Here is a 20,150-nt window from a genome sequence, read left to right on the forward strand (position 1 = left end):
AAATGGGCAAGACATCGGCAGAAATGAGCATTGAGAGCAGCGCGGCGGGCGACCACAATGTTCATCATCCGGCAGACACTCTCCTGCCCTCTTTTATTACCCACCAAAGGGAACGAGCAATGAACAACTTTAATCTCCATACCCCAACACGTATTTTGTTTGGTAAAGGCGCGATTGCTGAGCTGCGCGATCAAATTCCTCAGGACGCTCGCGTACTGGTTACCTACGGCGGCGGCAGCGTGAAAAAAACCGGCGTCCTGGCACAGGTTCAGGACGCGCTAAAAGGCCTGGATGTGCTGGAGTTTGGCGGTATCGAGCCAAACCCGTCTTACGAAACGCTGATGAACGCAGTAAAAATCGTGCGTGATGAGAAAGTGACGTTTCTGCTGGCAGTAGGTGGCGGTTCAGTGCTGGACGGCACCAAATTCATCGCGGCAGCGGCACAGTACGCTGACAGCATCGATCCATGGCGCATTCTGGAAACCCACGGCAGCGACGTAACAAGCGCCATCCCGATGGGCTCCGTATTAACCCTGCCTGCAACCGGCTCTGAATCTAACTCCGGCGCGGTAATTTCGCGTAAAACCACCGGCGATAAACTGGCCTTTATGACCCCGTTTGTGCAGCCAGTATTTGCCGTACTGGATCCGGTTTACACCTACACCCTGCCGCCGCGTCAGGTTGCAAACGGCGTTGTGGATGCTTTTGTTCATACCGTGGAACAGTATGTGACTTATCCGGTAGACGGGAAAATTCAGGATCGCTTTGCCGAAGGCATTCTGCTCACGCTGGTAGAAGAAGGTCCGAAAGCCTTGCAGGAGCCGGAAAACTACAACGTGCGTGCGAACGTCATGTGGGCGGCAACCCAGGCGCTGAACGGCCTGATTGGCGCAGGCGTACCGCAGGACTGGGCAACGCATATGTTGGGCCATGAACTGACCGCAATGCATGGTCTGGATCATGCTCAAACGCTGGCCATCGTTCTGCCAGCGCTGTGGAATGAAAAACGTGATACCAAGCGTGCCAAACTGCTGCAATACGCAGAGCGTATCTGGAATATCACCGAAGGTTCCGACGACCAGCGCATCGACGCCGCCATTGCCGCTACCCGTACTTTCTTCGAACAAATGGGTGTACCCACTCGCCTGTCTGACTACGGCCTGGACGGTAGCTCTATCCCGGCATTGCTGGAAAAACTGGAAGCACACGGTGGTACGCAACTGGGCGAACATCAGGACATTACGCTTGAAGTCAGCCGTCGGATTTACGAAGCTGCCCGCTAAGGTTTTTTAACCTCCGCCTTTCGTTTTTGGGTATTTATACCAGGCTTAAGTCACACCTAACTCACCGGGGGCTGCCCCGGTGACTGTAATCCAGGGGGGGAATTATGACCGGTCCAACCATTATCAAACTACAGGATGGTAACGTCATGCCGCAACTGGGCCTGGGGGTCTGGAAGGCAAGTAACGAAGAAGTCATCACCGCCATTCATAAAGCGCTGGAAGTGGGGTATCGCTCAATTGATACCGCTGCTGCGTACAAAAACGAAGAAGGTGTCGGCAAAGCAATACGCGATGCTGGCGTACCACGGGACGAGTTATTCATCACCACCAAGCTGTGGAATGATGACCAAAAACGCCCCCGGGAAGCCTTGCTCGAAAGCATGGAAAAACTCCAGCTTGATTACCTCGATCTATACCTGATGCACTGGCCGGTTCCGGCGATCGACCACTACGTTGAAGCGTGGGAAAACATGATCGACCTGCAAAAAGAAGGTCTTATTAAGAGCATCGGCGTGTGCAACTTTCAGATCAATCATCTCCAGCGGTTGATGGATGAAACCGGCGTACCTCCAGTGATTAACCAGATCGAACTTCATCCGCTTATGCAACAGCGCCAACTGCACGCCTGGAACGCAACGCATAAAATCCAGACCGAATCCTGGAGCCCGCTGGCGCAGGGCGGCAAAGACGTCTTTGATCAAAAGATCATCCGTGACCTCGCCGAGAAATATGGCAAATCACCGGCGCAGATTGTCATCCGCTGGCACCTGGATAGCGGGCTGGTGGTGATTCCGAAATCAGTCACCCCGGCGCGTATCGCAGAAAACTTTAACGTCTGGGACTTCCGCCTGGATAAAGACGAATTAGGCAAAATCGCGAAACTCGATCAGGGCAAACGTCTGGGGCCAGACCCGGATCAGTTCGGCGGTTAACCCCTTCCCTCCAGCCCGACACTCTCGTCGGGCCTTTACTGATTTGAAATATCAGGAAACAATTCACGCACATATATTGATGTATTTCTTGCAGTCGCTGGAGCAGCATTACGCAACATAACCTGTTAATTATTAAATAAATATATTTATTTAATGAATATATTCACCATATCCATAGGTGCGTAAGCGTGACTGAGAAAAAAAGTAGCGGAGTCAAATGGCTCCCATTAATTCTTATAATATTCATTTCTGCCGGACTGTGGCAACTTACCCCTCCCTCGGGGTTAAGTGCGCCAGCCTGGCATTCGGCAATTATCTTCGTCGCGACGATTGCCTCTATCGTGGCAAAAGTTTTACCCATCGGCGCGGTCGGCATTATTGGGATTACGGTTTTTGCACTCGCCTATGCTGCCGGGGATAAAACCGCCAGCGGCGCTATCACCACGGCACTGAGTGAGCTGAACAGTTCACTTATCTGGCTTATCGTCGTGGCTTTTATGATTGCCCGCGGATTTATCAAAACTGGCCTCGGACGACGCATTGCGCTGCAGATGATCCGTCTGCTCGGCAAGCGCACGCTGGGACTCGCCTATGGTCTGGCTTTTGCCGATCTGATCCTCTCCCCGGCAATGCCGAGTAATACAGCACGCTGCGGCGGCGTCATCTATCCGATTGCTGACTCTCTGGCACGCAGTTTCCATTCGAACCCGGAAGATGAGTCCCGCAGTAAAATCGGTACCTTTCTTATCACCTGTATTGGCAACGTCAACGACGTCACCGCCGCGCTCTTTATGACCGGCTATACCGGCAACCTGTTGGCGGTGAAACTGGCGGCCAATGCAGGCGTCACGCTGACCTGGGGCGGCTGGTTTATGGCGGCGCTGCTGCCATGCCTGGTGTCCTTACTGCTGGTTCCACTGCTGGTCTACTGGATCGTGCGCCCGGAAATTAAGCACACGCCGGATGCCCCGAATCTGGCGCGCAAAGAGCTGGCGGAAATGGGCAGTATGTCTCGCGGCGAATGGCTGATGCTGGCTACCGTCGGCGTACTGCTGGTGCTATGGATTTTTGGCGATACGTTAGGCGTCGACGCCACCACTGCCTCGTTCGTGGGGCTGTCCATTTTATTGCTAAGCGGTGTTCTGAGCTGGGAAGATGTGAAGAGCGAGAAAGGTGCATGGGACACACTGATTTGGTTTGCCGCGCTGTTGATGATGGCGAACCAGCTGAAAAAACTGGGCTTCACCACCTGGTTTGGCAATCTGATCGGCGATAGCCTGAGCAGTACTATGCACGGTACCAGTTGGGTGATCGTCCTGCTGCTGCTGAACGCCGCCTACTTCTATACCCACTACTTTTTTGCCAGCGGTAATGCACAGATTGCCGCGCTGTACGCCGTTTTCCTCGGCGTCGGTCTGCATCTGAATATTCCCGCAGCCCCCACGGCATTAATGCTGGCCTTCACCAGCAGTTTGTACTGCTCGCTCACCCAGTACACCCACGCTCGCGGTCCAATCCTGTTTGGTGCCGGGTATGTTCCAACGGGCGTCTGGTGGCGCACAGGATTTATCATCAGCTTGTTTAACCTGGCGGTGTTTATCACCGTGGGTCTGATGTGGTGGAAGGTGTTGGGTCTGTACTAAACTGACTGCGTCCAGACGAATCACCTTACCTGCGGAGAAAAGGAATGACCTGTATTTTCTGTCAAATAGTTGAAGGTAAAGCCCCCTGCCATAAGGTCTGGGAAGACGAGCATCATCTGGCTTTTCTGTCGATTTTCCCGAACACCGACGGTTTTACCGTGGTGATCCCGAAAAAGCATTATCCCAGCTATGCCTTCGATATGCCGCCGCAGGCACTGGCTGATCTGATGCTGGCAACCCAAAAAGTGGCTAAGAAACTGGATAAGGCTTTCCCGGATGTCAGTCGTACAGGGATGTTCTTCGAAGGTTTCGGCGTAGACCATGTACACAGCAAATTAAGCCCCATGCATGGCACTGGCGATCTAACCCACTGGAAACCGATTGAAGCGCGGCAGAATAAATTTTTCGAGCAATATGAAGGATATCTGTCGTCACATGACCACGAACGAGCGGATGATGCAAAACTGGCCGCATTAGCGGCCAGAATTCGTGAAGCATAAATACTGCGTCTTTCTACCGGATGGCGGTACAAGGAACTTATCCGGCCTACAAAACTGTGCTGTACGTAGGCCGGATTAGCTTTCACCATCGGGCAAGACAGATTAGCGCCCTGCCACTTTCCCGCGTTTTTTGTTTGCAGCAGGCGTCTGGCGCTGATGCGCCACCGGTGTGTGCTTGGTCAACGCCGGACGGGTATGACGGTTCTGGCGACGCGCTTCGCGCATCTCTTCCAGCGTAGGTGCCGGGACCAGACATTCGCGACGACCGCCGATCAGATGCTTTTTACCCATATCTTCCAGCGCCTGGCGGATTAACGGCCAGTTAGCTGGATCGTGGTAACGCAGCAGGGCTTTATGCAAACGACGCTGCTTATCACCTTTCGGCACCACCACATCTTCACTCTTATAACCAATTTTACCCAGCGGGTTTTTCCCGGTGTAATACATGGTTGTGGAGTTCGCCAACGGCGATGGATAGAAGTTCTGCACCTGATCCAGACGGAAACGACGTTGCTTCAGCCACAACGCCAGATTCACCATATCTTCGTCACGCGTACCTGGGTGCGCGGAAATAAAGTACGGGATCAGATACTGCTCTTTACCCGTCTGTTTAGAGTAGGTATCGAACAATTCCTTAAAGCGATCGTAGCTGCCCATCCCCGGCTTCATCATCTTCGACAGCGGGCCTTCTTCGGTATGCTCTGGCGCAATCTTGAGATAACCGCCAACGTGGTGGGTCGCCAGCTCTTTGATATAGCGTGGGTCTTCAACCGCGATGTCATAGCGCACGCCCGAAGCGATGAGGATCTTTTTAATGCCTTTCAAATCACGCGCTCGACGATAAAGGTTAATCGTCGGTTCGTGGTTGGTGTCCATATGCGGACAGATATCCGGGTAGACGCATGACAGACGACGGCAGGTCTGTTCCGCGCGCGGTGACTTACAGCGCAGCATATACATGTTTGCCGTTGGGCCGCCGAGATCGGAAATCACGCCGGTAAAGCCCGGAACGGTGTCGCGAATGGCTTCGATTTCATTGATGATCGAGTCTTCAGAGCGGCTCTGGATGATACGACCTTCGTGCTCGGTGATCGAACAGAACGAACAGCCGCCAAAGCAGCCACGCATAATGTTGATCGAGAAACGGATCATCTCATAGGCCGGAATGCGGCTGTCGCCATACGCCGGATGCGGCACGCGTTTGTACGGCAGCGCAAAGACGCTATCCATCTCTTCGGTAGAGAGCGGAATGGCTGGCGGGTTGATCCAGATGTAGCGATCGCCGTGCTTTTGCATCAGCGCACGCGCACAACCTGGGTTGGTTTCGTGGTGCAGGATACGCGACGCATGCGCATACAGCACTTTATCGCCCTTCACTTTTTCGAAGGACGGCAGCAGCACGTAGGTTTTTTCCCACGGTTTCGGGCGCGGCGGCAGTACGGTTACCGCTTTCGCTTCCTGCTTTTTCGGTGCGACCGGTTTGTTGTCAGCACACGGCAGATCTTCACCATACGGATGCGGGATCGGGTCAATCTTGCCCGGCGTGTCGAGGCGCGTGGAATCCACCCCACTCCAGCCCGGCAGCGCTTCTTTAACCATAATCGCAGTGTTACGCACGTCGCGGATCTGATCGATGGTTTCGCCCATCGCCAGACGATGCGCCACTTCCACCAGCGGACGTTCGCCGTTGCCGAACATCAGCATGTCGGCTTTGGAATCCACCAGAACAGAGCGGCGAACGGTATCAGACCAATAGTCATAGTGCGCGGTACGGCGCAGGCTGGCCTCAATACCGCCGAGAATAACCGGCACATCTTTCCATGCTTCTTTACAGCGCTGGGTATAGACCAGCGTGGCGCGGTCCGGACGTTTGCCCGCAACGTTGTCCGGTGTGTAGGCATCGTCATGGCGCAGTCGGCGATCTGCGGTGTAGCGGTTGATCATCGAGTCCATGTTGCCTGCGGTCACACCAAAGAACAGGTTCGGTTTGCCCAAACGCATAAAATCGTCTTTGTTGTTCCACTCCGGCTGGGCGATAATCCCTACGCGAAAGCCTTGTGCTTCCAGCATACGTCCGCAAATTGCCATGCCAAAGCTGGGATGATCGACGTATGCATCGCCGGTAACCAGAATGATGTCGCAGCTATCCCAGCCAAGTTGGTCCATTTCGTCGCGTGACATCGGCAAAAACGGTGCCGGGCCAAAACAGGCAGCCCAGTACTGCGGCCAGGAGAAAAGGTCTCTGTCCGGCTGGATCAGGGATATTGCGCTCATAATGCTTCCAAAAATGGTAAAAAAATAATCAAAGGCCGAGGATTATACGCTGTATATCGGCAAGAAATGAAGTGGAGTCTGAACCAGACCAGTAGAAAGTTATATAAATTGTTAAATTTTACGACGATCATTTTTATCAATCATAATTAACACCATGCCAGCCAGCTGAGATAACTCTTTTTCGGCGGGGGATTTTTCATTGCGACTCAACGATTCACTGCATATTTCCCAGTTACGGGTTGTTGTTCACCTGTGCGGATTTCTGGTTCTTCTCTACAGCTTTTCTATGCTGCCACCGATGCTCATCGCTTTGTTAAATAAAGAGCGGAGCTTGTTCGCTTTTTTCAGCACATTTATGACTTTCTTCACCCTCGGCGGCGGGGCGTGGTTGGCAACCAAACATGCGGGTATTCAACTGCGCACCCGGGATGGTTTCGTCATTATCGTCCTGTTCTGGCTGTTGTTTTCGTTTATCAGCGCGATGCCGATGTGGATGGACGATGGCTTAAACCTCTCTTTTGCGGATGCCCTGTTTGAAGGAGTTTCTGGAATTACCACTACAGGCGCAACGGTGATTGATGACGTCAGCGCCTTGCCGAAGTCGTATCTGTACTATCGGGCTCAGCTCAATTTTATTGGCGGTCTGGGTGTTATTGTCCTCGCCGTAGCGGTATTGCCGCTGCTGGGTATTGGTGGCATGAAGCTGTATCAGTCTGAAATGCCGGGCCCTTTTAAAGAAGAGCGCCTCACGCCAAGACTTGCTGATACTGCACGTACGCTGTGGATGACCTATGTCATTCTGGGTCTGATCTGTACTCTGGCCTTCTGGGCTGCCGGGATGTCGTTTTTCGACGCCTTATGCCACGGGCTTTCGACGGTCTCTCTCGGCGGATTTTCCACTCGCAGCGAGAGCATCGGCTTTTATAACAGCCATGCCATTGAGCTTGTCGCCGGGATATTTTCACTGCTGTCTGCATTTAACTTCACCCTCTGGTACGTTGCTATCGTGAAACGTACCTTCAAACCCTTTCGTCGTAATGCCGAATTGCGTTTCTTTTTGCTTATTGCGTTGGTGGTCACTCTGATCGCCACCTGGCAAGTTTGGCGGGCAGGCATGTACGGATTAACGGACAGCCTGGTGCATGCTTTTTTTCTGGCCAGTTCGATGCTGACAGATAATGGCCTGTCGACGGCGGATTACGCGCAGTGGCCTTCGCACACGATCTTCATGCTGCTCAGCGCCAGTTTCTTCGGCGGTTGTGTGGGATCGACCTGCGGGGGGATTAAGGTGCTGCGCTTTTTGATTATGTTCAAGCAGTGCCGCCAAGAGTTACACCAGCTCGCGCACCCTCGCGCCCTGCTGAATATCAAAGTGGGCAATAGCGTGGTAAGCGACCGGGTAGTGCGTTCGGTATGGAGCTTTTTCTTTCTCTACGTTTTGCTCACCAGCTTTTTTATCTGGGCGCTCAATCTGATGGGCTACGATCTATTCTCCTCTTTCGCCACCGTCGCCGCCTGCATCAACAATATGGGGCTAGGATTTGGCGTCACCGCCACGACATTTGGCACCTTAAACGAGGAAGCAAAGCTACTGATGTGCGCGGCCATGATCATGGGGCGTCTGGAGATTTACCCCATTCTGATCCTGTTCTCGCGCATGTTCTGGCGGGCGTAACGAATACCCCGGCGCATTACGGCGCCGGGTTCACCAACATCTGTCCGATTGAGCCACGATCCGCCATTTCCAGCGTCTGGCTATTAAAGTAGAACGGGAAATGGGCCCAGGAAGGCTGTCCGTAATAAACCAGTAATTCAACCTGGCCATCAACCCAGACAGTATCTTTCCAGCCTCTGTCTTCCGGGAACGGCATCGCGCCATTCACATTACGGATCAGGAACGAGACGCCTTCAATATGGAAGGACTGAGGCATATCCGCCCGCACCGTCCAGCGCTCCCAGGAGCCCTGCTGGGCAGTAATATCCATACGATTGACGTCCCACAGCTGACCGTTGATGCCAGGATCGTCGTCCAGGCTGATATCACGGCTGCGAATCGGCGAACCGCTGAGGATTTCCGTTGGCAGCAGGCGCATTGGCAGGCTGTCAGTCACCAGCGGCAGAAGACCTGTCGGGCGCAACGTCAATACCAGCGTGGAGATGAGAATACTGGAAGGCTCAAAGAACCCGCGGATCCTGTCGACAATACTGGCCGCCTCACCACAGGTGATAGAGACCTCATTACCATTAGTCATATCCACCAGGATCTCACGACGCTCGCCCGGAGCCAGCGAGAGCTGCTTCACCGAAACAGGCGCAGGTAAAAAACCCTGATCGCCGGAAATCACATGCAGAGCACGGCCATCACTCATTTGCAGCTGGTAACGACGCGAGTTTGAAGCGTTCAGCAAACGCAAGCGCACCCAGCCGCGGGAGACTTCGACATACGGGCTTTGCGCCCCATTGACCAGCAGCGTATCACCGACAAAGCCACCGCTGCCGGGCTCGCTGTATTCCGGCGTGCCAAAGTTGTCCAGCCGCTTGTCCTGGATAATGACCGGAAAATCATCCACGCCATAGTGGTTGGGAATAGATAGTGATTTACTCACTTCATCTTCAACCAGCCACATCCCGGCAAGACCGTTATAGACCTGCTGAGCAGTACGATTTGGCGTATTAGCGTGATACCACAACGTGGCGGCATTCTGGCGAATCGGTAGCACCGGCGCCCAGTCAGCATTCGGGGACATCATGCGCGCCGGGCCGCCCATCAGCGGGCCAGGTACCTGTAACCCGGCGACGGTCATCGAGACATTTTCAGTCAGACGGTTGCTGTAGATAAGCTTGACGTCATCCCCTTTCCAGACGCGGATTGTCGGTCCCAGATAGCGGCCGTTAATTCCCCAGACAGGTGCGCGCGTGCCTTGCGTAAAGGACCAGTGCGCACGTTGCAGCGTCATAAATAGCGGCTGCCCCCGGCGGGATTCCAGCAGCGGAGGCACGGGTAACGGTTGTTGCTGACCGGCAGCATTAGCCTTCAGCGGAACAGCACCTGCACACAGTGCGATCCCCGATGCCTGAATGAACTGACGCCGACTGAATGACATATAAACTCCATAAAAAACTGGCTATTAACACGCAGGAAGTCATTTCCTGTAAAAAACCCGAATTGCGCGGATTAAACCTTACCGGCGGCTTCCCGCTCAGCAACTTCTTTATCGAGTTCTGCGATTTTTTGTTCCATCAGCGTGCGGCAATGCGCTGCCAGTTCACGAACCTGATCTTTCCCAAAGTGGCTAATATCCACCGGCGGCAACATCTCGACAATCGCCAGACCATTATTGAGTCGATTGAGTTTTATCTTGTTCGAGGTTGTGGAAACGCACACCGGAATGACCGGGACACCTGCAGCAATCGCTGCATGGAACGCACCGGTTTTAAACGGCAGCAGACCGCGACCACGGCTACGCGTCCCTTCCGGGAACATCCAGATAGAAATGCGACGTTTTTTGAAATGATTCACCACGGCAGCAATGGTGCTGTGCGCTTTAGCGCGGTTGTTTCTGTCAATCAACAGGTTACCGGTTAACCAGTACAGCTGCCCGAAGAAAGGGATCCACAGCAGGCTTTTTTTACCTACTGTCACCGTCGGCGGCTGAACGATATTCGCAGCGGTAACCATGTCATAGTTGTTCTGATGGTTACAAATATAGATAGCATTACCATAGTTCTGCGCGTCTGCCGGCATGCGGCACTCGACCTTCAGGCCATAAAGGGGAGCCAGGCGGCCAAACATATGACCGAACGTTGCGACGTGTTTTGGATTTCGTGGGCTGAACAGACAGTATATGCAACCGAAAATACAGACCAGAACGCAGTAAATAACAGTAATAATTAAACGAAAAATATATAGCATAACAACCTCTAAGGCCTAAGAGCCTGGCATTTTACGTCACCTGATTCATCATGCGGTATCAGGTTAGGGCTTTGTTAAGGGCGGCTCTCTGGAAAAGCGTATTGTTAATCGCAACGCACGAATAAACAACGGTTTCACGGGAATTTTTAACGTTGGCTCTCCCTGGGCTTTAACAGGGAGAGCCGGACGGTAGCGTTATTCTTCGCTGTCGCCGTGACTGGCGCGTCGAGGCGAGTCAATCTCAATGCTGTCGATACGCTGCAGACCACGCATTAGCGTGCCGCGACGACCGCGCTCACCGGTCACTTTCTGCAACTCTTCAGGACGCAGTTTGATTTTGCGCTTACCGACGTGGATGGTCAGCGTGCTCTGCGGCGGCAGCACGTAAAGTTGCGCCAGACCATCCTCGCCTTTCGCCGCTTCCGCTGAAGGGATATTAATGATCTTGTTCCCTTTGCCTTTCGACAACTGCGGTAAATCGCTCACCGGGAACATCAACATGCGACCGGCCTGGGTAATAGCCAGTAGCATATCTGTTTCATCTTCAATCACTACTGGCTTCATGACTCGTGCATTTTCTGGCAGCGTAATCAATGCCTTGCCTGCGCGGTTACGTGCGACCAGGTCATTGAAGGTGCAGACAAAACCGTAGCCCGCATCGGAGGCCATCAGCAGTTTCTGATCGTCGCCTTCCATCAGCATGTGCTCAACCGTCGCGCCTGGCGGCAGCGTGAGCTTCCCGGTCAGCGGTTCACCCTGACCACGCGCCGACGGCAGCGTAATCGGGTCGATGGCATAGCTGCGTCCGGTCGAGTCCACGAACACCACCGGCTGGTTGCTCTTACCCTTCACTGCCGACTTAAAGCTGTCGCCCGCTTTATAGCTTAATCCCGGTGCATCGATGTCGTGGCCTTTGGCGCTACGCACCCAGCCACTCTGGGACAACACAATGGTCACCGGCTCAGATGGCAGCATGTCGTGCTCGCTCATCGCCTTCGCTTCTTCGCGCTCCTGCAACGGAGAACGACGATCGTCGCCATAGGCGTCTGCATCGGCCTGCAGCTCTTTCTTCAGCAGGTTACTCATTTTACGTTCGGAAGCCAGAATGGCCTGCAACTGATCGCGCTCTTTCGCCAGCTCATCCTGCTCACCGCGGATTTTCATCTCTTCGAGTTTGGCAAGGTGGCGCAATTTCAGCTCAAGGATGGCTTCAGCCTGGGTTTCAGAAATGCCAAACCGCGACATCAGCTCAGGCTTAGGTTCATCTTCATGACGAATAATTTCGATTACTTCGTCAATGTTGAGGAACGCCACCAGCAAACCTTCAAGGATGTGCAGGCGCTTGAGCACTTTTTCCAGACGATAATTCAGGCGGCGACGCACGGTATCGCGGCGGAACGCCAGCCATTCGGTGAGGATCTCCAGCAGGTTTTTCACCGCCGGACGACCATCAAGACCGATCATGTTCAGGTTGATACGGTAGCTCTTTTCCAGATCGGTAGTGGCAAACAGGTGGTTCATCACCTGCTCCATATCCACACGATTAGAGCGCGGGACAATCACCAGACGGGTCGGGTTTTCGTGATCCGATTCGTCGCGCAGGTCGTCTACCATCGGCAGCTTTTTATTGCGCATTTGAGCAGCGATCTGCTCCAGCACTTTTGCCCCGGAAACCTGATGCGGCAGCGCGGAAATCACCACCGCGCCGTCTTCTTTCGTCCATACCGCACGCATACGTACGGAGCCGCGTCCGTTCTCGTAAATCTTACGAATTTCCGCGCGCGAAGTAATGATCTCCGCTTCGGTCGGGTAATCCGGCCCTTGCACGATGTCCAGCAACTGATCCAACGTCGTTTTCGGCTGCTCAATCAGGGTAATCGCTGCTTTTGCCACTTCACGCAGGTTATGTGGCGGAATGTCCGTTGCCATACCAACGGCAATACCGGTCGTGCCGTTCAGCAGAATATTTGGCAGACGCGCAGGCAGCATCTTCGGCTCCTGCATGGTGCCGTCGAAGTTTGGCACCCAGTCCGACGTTCCCTGACCGAGTTCGCCCAGCAAGACTTCCGCATATTTAGACAGGCGTGATTCGGTATAACGCATCGCCGCGAAGGATTTCGGATCGTCCGGTGCCCCCCAGTTCCCCTGCCCGTCAACCAGCGGGTAACGGTAAGAGAACGGCTGCGCCATCAGCACCATCGCTTCATAGCAGGCGCTGTCGCCATGCGGATGGTATTTACCCAGCACGTCACCGACGGTACGGGCGGATTTTTTAAATTTGGCGCTGGCATTCAGCCCCAGTTCGGACATCGCGTACACGATGCGACGCTGAACGGGTTTCAAACCATCGCCAATAAACGGCAACGCCCTGTCCATGATGACGTACATGGAATAGTTCAGATAGGCGTTTTCCGTGAATTCATGCAGCGCCAGGCGCTCTGCCATATCGCTCATTAATCGTGGTTCCTCAACTTTGTACCCCTCTATTGAAGGGCAATATTGCCGCAGATACTACCCTATCTGGCGTGTTGAGTCACAAAGAAAAGGGCCGCGAATGCGGCCCTGATGGGGATTACTTAGCAACTTTGGTAATCTGTTTCACGTCGATTTCAACGGAGTTCCAGTCTTTATCCACTTCACCCTGGATTTCAACCACATCCTGCGGTGTGACGGTTACGCCGTTCCAGCGCTTGTGGTCGATATCCACATTCACCGTGCCGGTCGCATCTTTAAACACGTACAGGTCGTCGGAAATACGCTCAACGATGTTCCCACGCAGGGTAACCCAAGTGTCATCACGCAGTGATTTGGCGCTTTCTACCGTCGTGCTGCTACCGTTCGGGCCGACAAATCCGCCGTTTTGGCTCTGCGTGGTGGTTGTCGTTGGCCCAGAGAAGCCGCCCTGCTGAGCTGCCAGAACAGGTGCGGAACACAGTGCCATTACGGCAACCATTGCAGCTAATTTTTTCATCGTCATGTCTCCCTTTCATGTTGGTTTACGACTATTAAATAAGTTAATCCTTAACAAGTTCTTAAGGCAAAAAAAGATACTTTTTTTGCTGTACAGAGACTGTAGCCACAGGTTTACTGACTGCAAATGAGTTATCGCAGGGATGAACATATGCGTATTTTACTGATCGAAGATGACACGTTGATTGGCGATGGCCTGAAAACAGGTCTGAGTAAAATGGGTTTCAGCATCGACTGGTTTACCGAAGGTCGCCAAGGGAAAGAAGCACTCTACAGCGCACCTTATGATGCGGTAATCCTCGACCTGACGCTGCCGGGCATAGACGGACGGGACATTTTGCGCGAATGGCGAGCCAACGGAAAGCAGGAGCCTGTGCTGATTCTGACCGCTCGCGACGCGCTGGCAGAACGCGTTGAAGGCCTGCGCCTGGGCGCAGATGACTATCTGTGCAAACCCTTTGCGCTGATCGAAGTTGCCGCCAGACTGGAGGCACTGGTACGTCGTGCCAGCGGCCAGGCCAGCAACACATTGTGCCATGGCCAGGTAACGCTCGATCCCGGCGCGCTGGTCGCCACGGCGGCGGGTGAACCTTTGTCACTCAAACCTAAAGAGTTCGCGCTGCTGGAACTGCTGATGCGCAACAAAGGTCGCGTCCTGCCCCGCAAACTGATTGAAGAAAAACTGTATACCTGGGACGAAAATGTCTCCAGCAATGCGGTTGAGGTCCACGTCCATCACTTACGCCGTAAGCTCGGCAGCGACTTTATCCGTACCGTGCATGGCATTGGCTATACCCTGGGTGACGCATGAAACTCACACAACGCCTCAGCCTGCGAGTCAGGCTAACGCTTATTTTTCTGATTCTGGCATCAGCGACCTGGGCCGTATCCAGTTTTGTGGCCTGGAGGCAGACTACCGATAATGTCGATGAACTGTTTGATACGCAGCTGATGCTGTTCGCCAAGCGGCTTAGCACGCTGGATATCAGCGATGTCACCACCTCAAGCACGATGGCCCGCACGCCAAAAAAACTGAAACATGGCCATATTGATGACGACGCACTGGCGTTTGCCATCTACTCCACCGACGGCAAAATGGTGCTACACGATGGCGACAATGGCCAGGATATTCCCTACAGCTACAGCCGGGAGGGGTTTAGCGACGGCCAACTCAGGGGCGACAACGATTCCTGGCGCTTCCTGTGGCTGAATTCCGCTGATGGAAAATATCGCATTGTGGTGGGCCAGGAGTGGGAATACCGGGAGGATATGGCGCTGTCGATCCTTACCGCACAGTTAACCCCGTGGCTGGTTGCGCTGCCGCTGATGTTGCTGATCCTGGTGGTCATGCTGAGTCGCGAACTCAGGCCGCTAAAAAAACTGGCGCAAGCTCTGCGCTGGCGCGCCCCGGAGTCAGAAGAACCGCTCGACCCGAAAGGTGTGCCAAGCGAAGTGCGCCCGCTGGTTGAATCGCTTAATCAGCTGTTTACCCGTATCCACTCTATGATGGTCCGCGAACGACGCTTTACCTCTGACGCTGCTCACGAGCTACGCAGTCCGTTGACCGCGCTGAAGGTGCAAACCGAAGTGGTGCAACTGTCAGACGACGACCCGCAAACGCGGGAAAAAGCGCTGGTGCAGCTGCATGCGGGAATTGAACGCGCCACCCGACTGGTCGATCAGCTCCTGACGCTTTCGCGCCTCGACTCCCTCGATAATCTTCAGGATGTGGCAGAAATCTCGCTGGAGGAGCTACTGCAATCCGCGGTGATGGATATCTACCACCCGGCCCAGCAGGCGCATATTGACGTACGTTTGCAGATTAACGCACACAATATCACGCGCACAGGACAGCCGCTGTTGCTGAGCCTGATGGTACGAAATCTGCTGGATAATGCCATTCGCTACAGTCCGCAGGGGAGCATTGTGGAAGTGACGCTCAACGCCCGTAACTTCAGCGTCAAAGATAATGGTCCTGGCGTTGCGCCGGAGGTACTTACACACATCGGTGAACGCTTTTATCGTCCACCGGGACAAAGCGTGACCGGCAGCGGCCTCGGCCTGTCGATTGTCCGCCGTATCGCAACACTGCATGGAATGTCAGCCTCGTTTGGCAATGCCCCGGAAGGTGGCTTTGAAGCAAAAGTCAGTTGGTAATTGCGTTATTGTTGCTCACATAGCAAAAGACTTTGCACATTTTGCTAATTTCACCGCACCGCTGGTGGGAGTAAAATCGTCCTCAAACGTATTTCCTTGAGGACACAAAATGAGCAACATTCTAATTATCAACGGGGCGAAAAAATTCGGCCATTCTAATGGTCAACTGAATGACACCCTGACCGAGGTCGCGGACGGTATCCTGCGCGACCTCGGGCATGATGTTAAAGTCGTACGCGCAGACAGCGATTATGACGTAAAAGCAGAAGTGCAGAATTTCGTCTGGGCCGATGCGGTTATCTGGCAGATGCCTGGCTGGTGGATGGGCGCACCGTGGACCGTGAAAAAATACATCGATGACGTGTTTACCGAAGGTCACGGTACGCTGTACGCCAGCGACGGCCGCACACGTTCAGATGCCTCTAAAAAATACGGCTCCGGCGGGCTGATTCAGGGCAAAAAATACATGCTGTCCCTGACCTGGAACGCACCGATGGAAGCCTTCACTGAAAAAGACCAGTTTTTCCATGGCGTTGGCGTTGATGGCGTCTATCTCCCGTTCCATAAAGCAAACCAGTTCCTGGGAATGGAAGCGCTGCCGACCTTTATCACCAATGACGTGATTAAAATGCCGGACGTCCCGCGTTATATCGCAGAATATCGCAAGCATCTGACCGAAATTTTTGGTTAACTGGTAACCTGGAATTAGAAGGAGTTAACCATGCTTACCGTTATTGCAGAAATCCGTACACGTCCAGGTCAACATCACCGCCAGGCGGTACTGGATCAGTTTGCCAAAATCGTTCCGACCGTACTGAAAGAAGAAGGCTGCCACGGCTATGCGCCGATGGTGGATCATGCCGCAGGTGTGAGTTTTCAGACCACAGCGCCAGATTCAATCGTGATGGTTGAGCAGTGGGAAAGCATCGCGCATCTTGAAGCGCATTTGCAGACCCCGCATATGAAAGCCTACAGCGAAGCCGTGAAAGGTGACGTGCTGGACATGAATATTCGTATTCTGGAGTCGGGCATTTAAGATTGTCGATTTGCCGGGTGACGCTTAGCTATCCGGCATAAATCGCTTCGTCAGATGAGAGCCGGATAAGGCATTTTACGCCCGTCTCCGGCTTTTCTACATGCAATTACCCTTCGAGATCCGCCAGGTCGCCTTTCTCTTGCAACCAGTTTCGACGATCTTCAGAACGCTTTTTGGCCAGCAGCATATCCATCATTGCGTTGGTACGCTGATCGTCTTCATCATCGATAATGAGCTGCACCAGGCGACGGGTGTTCGGATCCAGCGTAGTTTCACGAAGCTGCATCGGGTTCATTTCACCCAGACCTTTAAAGCGCTGCACGTTCGGCTTGCCTTTCTTGCGCTTTAACTGCTCCAGTACGCCCGCTTTCTCTTCTTCCGTCAGCGCGTAATACACCTCTTTACCAAGGTCGATACGGTATAACGGCGGCAGCGCCACGTAGACGTGACCGTGTTTCACCAGCGTGCGGAAGTGTTTCACAAACAGCGCGCACAGCAGCGTGGCGATGTGCAGGCCATCGGAGTCCGCATCCGCCAGGATACAGATCTTGCCGTAGCGCAATTGGCTCAGATCGTCGCTGTCCGGATCGATGCCGATCGCCACGGAGATATCGTGAACCTCCTGCGAAGCCAGCACTTCATCGGAAGAGACTTCCCAGGTATTGAGGATCTTACCTTTCAGCGGCATGATCGCCTGATATTCACGATCGCGCGCCTGCTTGGCCGATCCGCCCGCCGAGTCACCTTCGACAAGGAACAGTTCGGTGCGATTAAGATCCTGTGCGGTACAGTCCGCCAGTTTACCCGGCAGCGCCGGACCGCTGGTCAGCTTTTTACGCACTACTTTTTTCGCCGCACGCAGACGACGCTGCGCGCTGGAAATCGCCATCTCAGCCAGCAGTTCGGCTGACTGCACATTCTGGTTCAGCCACAAACTGAATGCATCTTTCACCACACCAGAGACGAATGCCGCACACTGACGCGAAGAGAGGCGCTCTTTGGTTTGTCCGGCAAACTGCGGATCCTGCATTTTTACCGACAACACATAAGCACAGCGATCCCAGATATCTTCCGCCGACAGCTTCACGCCACGCGGCAGGATGTTACGGTATTCACAGAACTCGCGCATCGCATCCAGCAGTCCCTGACGCAGACCGTTAACGTGCGTACCGCCCTGCATGGTTGGGATCAGGTTCACATAGCTTTCGGTCAGCAGCTCGCCGCCTTCCGGCAGCCAGAGCAGCGCCCAGTCCACCGTCTCCGTCTCACCGCTGAAATTACCGATAAACGGTTTTTCCGGCAGCGTCGGTAGGCCATTCACCGCTTCGCTCAGATAGTCATTTAAACCATCCTGGTAGCACCAGCGCTGCTCGCTATTGTTGACCTCATCCTTAAAAGTGATCTCAACGCCTGGGCACAGTACCGCTTTTGCTTTCAGTACGTGCGTTAAGCGCGAAACAGAAAAACGCGGGCTGTCAAAGAAGCTTTCATCCGGCCAGAAGTGCACGCTGGTCCCGGTATTGCGTTTGCCGCAGGTACCGACAACCTGTAAATCCTGCACTTTATCGCCATTCTCAAACGCGATGTTGTATACCTGCCCGTCGCGGCGCACGTTCACTTCCACACGTTTGGACAGGGCGTTGACGACGGAGATACCCACACCGTGCAGACCGCCGGAGAACTGGTAGTTCTTGTTAGAGAACTTGCCGCCCGCGTGCAGACGACAGAGGATCAGCTCAACCGCCGGAACGCCTTCTTCAGGGTGAATATCTACCGGCATGCCGCGTCCGTCATCAATGACTTCCAGTGACTGGTCGGCATGTAAGATCACGTCCACGCGTTTTGCGTGACCCGCCAGTGCTTCATCCACACTGTTATCAATCACTTCCTGTCCAAGATGGTTCGGACGGGTCGTATCGGTGTACATCCCAGGGCGACGGCGTACCGGCTCAAGCCCAGTGAGTACCTCAATGGCATCAGCGTTATAAGTTTGCGTCATGGTTTAAATAAGCAATTCGAATTGATCGTCAGAAACTGTGCAGTCCAAGGAAATCGACAATCGGGTTGAAATAATCTTCGAAGCCCGTGAATGCGTGGTTTCCGCCCTCAATAACTGTCTGACGGCAGGAGGCGTAATACGCCACCGCCTGGCGGTAGTCCAACACTTCATCGCCCGTTTGTTGGAGCAGCCAGATCAAATCCGGCGCTTCCAGCGGGTCAATCTGCATGACTTTAAGATCGTAAATATGGCGTGACTCTAGCACATATTGCTGCCCCGTGTAGGGGTTCTCGTTTTGACCGAGATAGTCGACCAGCAGTTCATAAGGCCGTACGGCAGGGTTCACCACCACTGCCGGCAGCATAAAACATTGCGACAGCCAGGTGGCGTAATAACCGCCTAAAGAGGAACCGACAATCCCCAGCGACTCTCCGCCATGTTCAAGAATGATCGATTCCAGCATCTCTGCGGCCTGCGCTGGATACGGCGGCAACTGCGGCACGATCATCTCAACGTGCGGATGGTGCTCCGCCAGCCAGTTTTTCAGTAAACACGCCTTCGCCGAACGTGGAGAGCTATTAAATCCGTGAAGATAGAGAAGCGTAGACATCAGTAGCCTTCTGAAGCGGTATCAGGGTGGAACCGATTACCCTGCAGACGACGTACCTGAGTCTGCAATGTTCCGTCGGCAAAAAGCTCCAGCGTCCGCCAGCCTGGGCTGATGGTATCCAATGTGAAGTTGGAACAGTGCGGTTTAAACTGCACGCAGGTCGACGGCGTCGCCAGCAGACGGCGACCGTTCCAGTCCAGATCCAGTTCCTGATGAATATGCCCGCACAATAGATACCTGGCGCGAGGATAATTCACCAGCACGTTATCCAGCTCAGCGGCATTACGCAGACTGTGCTGATCGAGCCAGCTGCAGCCTGCAGGCAGAGGATGATGATGCAGAAGCAACAAGGTATTACGCTCTGGCGCATCAGCAAGTTTACGCTCCAGCCATTCGAGCTGGAATTCACTTAACTCACCGTGGGGAACGCCGAACACCTGGCTGTCCAGCAACAATATTTGCCACTGTTCGCCAATGAAAACGCGTTTGGCCGGGGAAATGCCCGCATCCTGCAGCGCGCTGTACATTGCCGGCTGAAAATCGTGATTGCCCGGTAGCCAAACGCAAGGCGCACGAAAACTTGCGATGCCCTCAGCAAAATGCTGATAAGCCGCAGCGGATTGATCCTGCGCCAAATCACCCGTCGCGACGATCAGATCGTACTCAGGCGACTCTGCATGTATTGCATCCAGTACGGATTGATAGCTGTCCCAGGTGTTCACACCCAGCAGCGTTTCATGCTTTTCGGCAAACAGGTGAGTGTCTGTAATTTGTAAGATCCTGACTCTGGCCTCACCAGCCAAAGGAAGGGTTAACAGGCTTTCCAAATGGTG

General features: G+C 53.8%; 17 protein-coding genes. 9 read left to right on the forward strand and 8 right to left on the reverse strand.

Features of this window, described 5'->3' with window-relative positions; genetic code table 11:
- Window positions 1-119: 119 nt before the first annotated feature.
- The 4 genes from yqhD (at window position 120) to OGX92_RS19455 (ending at window position 4,358) form a co-directional block, all read left to right on the forward strand.
- Window positions 120-1,283: an alcohol dehydrogenase gene (yqhD, locus tag OGX92_RS19440; RefSeq protein WP_126317410.1), complete on the forward strand. Its 1,164-nt coding sequence runs from the start codon at window positions 120-122 to the stop codon at window positions 1,281-1,283.
- 104 nt (window positions 1,284-1,387) lie between these two features.
- Entirely contained in the window at window positions 1,388-2,215 is an 828-nt protein-coding gene (gene dkgA / locus OGX92_RS19445) for a 2,5-didehydrogluconate reductase DkgA (RefSeq protein ID WP_286586971.1), read from the forward strand.
- 188 nt (window positions 2,216-2,403) lie between these two features.
- Entirely contained in the window at window positions 2,404-3,858 is a 1,455-nt protein-coding gene (locus OGX92_RS19450; RefSeq protein WP_286586972.1) for a DASS family sodium-coupled anion symporter, read from the forward strand.
- 44 nt (window positions 3,859-3,902) lie between these two features.
- The gene (locus OGX92_RS19455) at window positions 3,903-4,358 is read left to right on the forward strand and encodes an HIT family protein (protein WP_008785817.1); all 456 of its coding nucleotides are present in this window, start codon (window positions 3,903-3,905) and stop codon (window positions 4,356-4,358) included.
- 102 nt (window positions 4,359-4,460) lie between these two features.
- Here OGX92_RS19455 and OGX92_RS19460 read toward each other — a convergent pair whose 3' ends face one another.
- Window positions 4,461-6,632: a YgiQ family radical SAM protein gene (locus OGX92_RS19460; RefSeq protein ID WP_286586973.1), complete on the reverse strand. Its 2,172-nt coding sequence runs from the start codon at window positions 6,630-6,632 to the stop codon at window positions 4,461-4,463.
- A 199-nt stretch (window positions 6,633-6,831) separates the two neighbouring features.
- Between OGX92_RS19460 and OGX92_RS19465 the strand changes: the two genes are divergently transcribed.
- Complete coding sequence (locus OGX92_RS19465) at window positions 6,832-8,307, forward strand: TrkH family potassium uptake protein (RefSeq protein WP_286586974.1); 1,476 nt, start codon at window positions 6,832-6,834, stop codon at window positions 8,305-8,307.
- 16 nt (window positions 8,308-8,323) lie between these two features.
- Here OGX92_RS19465 and ftsP read toward each other — a convergent pair whose 3' ends face one another.
- From ftsP to OGX92_RS19485, 4 genes are all read right to left on the reverse strand, one after another.
- Window positions 8,324-9,736: a cell division protein FtsP gene (gene ftsP / locus OGX92_RS19470; protein WP_008785819.1), complete on the reverse strand. Its 1,413-nt coding sequence runs from the start codon at window positions 9,734-9,736 to the stop codon at window positions 8,324-8,326.
- Window positions 9,737-9,807: 71 nt separating this feature from the next.
- On the reverse strand, window positions 9,808-10,545 hold the full coding sequence (gene plsC / locus OGX92_RS19475; protein WP_003024540.1) for a 1-acylglycerol-3-phosphate O-acyltransferase: 738 nt from the start codon (window positions 10,543-10,545) through the stop codon (window positions 9,808-9,810).
- A gap of 195 nt (window positions 10,546-10,740) precedes the next feature.
- Window positions 10,741-12,999: a DNA topoisomerase IV subunit A gene (parC, locus tag OGX92_RS19480; protein ID WP_123267912.1), complete on the reverse strand. Its 2,259-nt coding sequence runs from the start codon at window positions 12,997-12,999 to the stop codon at window positions 10,741-10,743.
- Between the two features lie 118 nt (window positions 13,000-13,117).
- A complete protein-coding gene (locus OGX92_RS19485; RefSeq protein WP_003024544.1) occupies window positions 13,118-13,516 on the reverse strand; it encodes a YgiW/YdeI family stress tolerance OB fold protein in 399 nt (132 codons plus the stop codon).
- A 150-nt stretch (window positions 13,517-13,666) separates the two neighbouring features.
- On the opposite strand from OGX92_RS19485, the gene qseB reads away from it, so the two are divergent.
- The 4 genes from qseB to OGX92_RS19505 all read left to right on the forward strand — a co-directional run bounded on the left by qseB (window position 13,667) and on the right by OGX92_RS19505 (window position 16,708).
- Complete coding sequence (gene qseB, locus OGX92_RS19490) at window positions 13,667-14,326, forward strand: quorum sensing response regulator transcription factor QseB (RefSeq protein WP_003828394.1); 660 nt, start codon at window positions 13,667-13,669, stop codon at window positions 14,324-14,326.
- On the forward strand, window positions 14,323-15,672 hold the full coding sequence (gene qseC / locus OGX92_RS19495) for a quorum sensing histidine kinase QseC (RefSeq protein WP_148361471.1): 1,350 nt from the start codon (window positions 14,323-14,325) through the stop codon (window positions 15,670-15,672). Before qseB ends, qseC begins: the two co-directional genes overlap by 4 nt.
- Window positions 15,673-15,781: 109 nt before the next feature.
- The gene (locus OGX92_RS19500; protein WP_003828397.1) at window positions 15,782-16,363 is read left to right on the forward strand and encodes an NAD(P)H-dependent oxidoreductase; all 582 of its coding nucleotides are present in this window, start codon (window positions 15,782-15,784) and stop codon (window positions 16,361-16,363) included.
- 30 nt (window positions 16,364-16,393) lie between these two features.
- A complete protein-coding gene (locus tag OGX92_RS19505; RefSeq protein WP_003024557.1) occupies window positions 16,394-16,708 on the forward strand; it encodes a putative quinol monooxygenase in 315 nt (104 codons plus the stop codon).
- A gap of 106 nt (window positions 16,709-16,814) precedes the next feature.
- On the opposite strand, the gene parE is transcribed toward OGX92_RS19505, so the two are convergent.
- The 3 genes from parE to cpdA are packed head-to-tail and all read right to left on the reverse strand — an operon-like array spanning window position 16,815 to window position 20,144.
- Window positions 16,815-18,707 carry a DNA topoisomerase IV subunit B gene (gene parE, locus OGX92_RS19510; RefSeq protein ID WP_003024571.1) on the reverse strand — a complete coding sequence of 631 codons (1,893 nt, stop codon included), beginning with the start codon at window positions 18,705-18,707 and terminating at the stop codon, window positions 16,815-16,817.
- 28 nt (window positions 18,708-18,735) lie between these two features.
- Window positions 18,736-19,317: an esterase YqiA gene (gene yqiA, locus OGX92_RS19515; RefSeq protein WP_003024575.1), complete on the reverse strand. Its 582-nt coding sequence runs from the start codon at window positions 19,315-19,317 to the stop codon at window positions 18,736-18,738.
- Window positions 19,317-20,144: a 3',5'-cyclic-AMP phosphodiesterase gene (cpdA, locus tag OGX92_RS19520; protein ID WP_008785825.1), complete on the reverse strand. Its 828-nt coding sequence runs from the start codon at window positions 20,142-20,144 to the stop codon at window positions 19,317-19,319. Before cpdA ends, yqiA begins: the two co-directional genes overlap by 1 nt.
- Between the last annotated feature and the right edge of the window lie 6 nt (window positions 20,145-20,150).

It is taken from the genome of Citrobacter sp. Cpo089, assembly GCF_030332695.1.
Lineage (GTDB): Bacteria > Pseudomonadota > Gammaproteobacteria > Enterobacterales > Enterobacteriaceae > Citrobacter > Citrobacter portucalensis.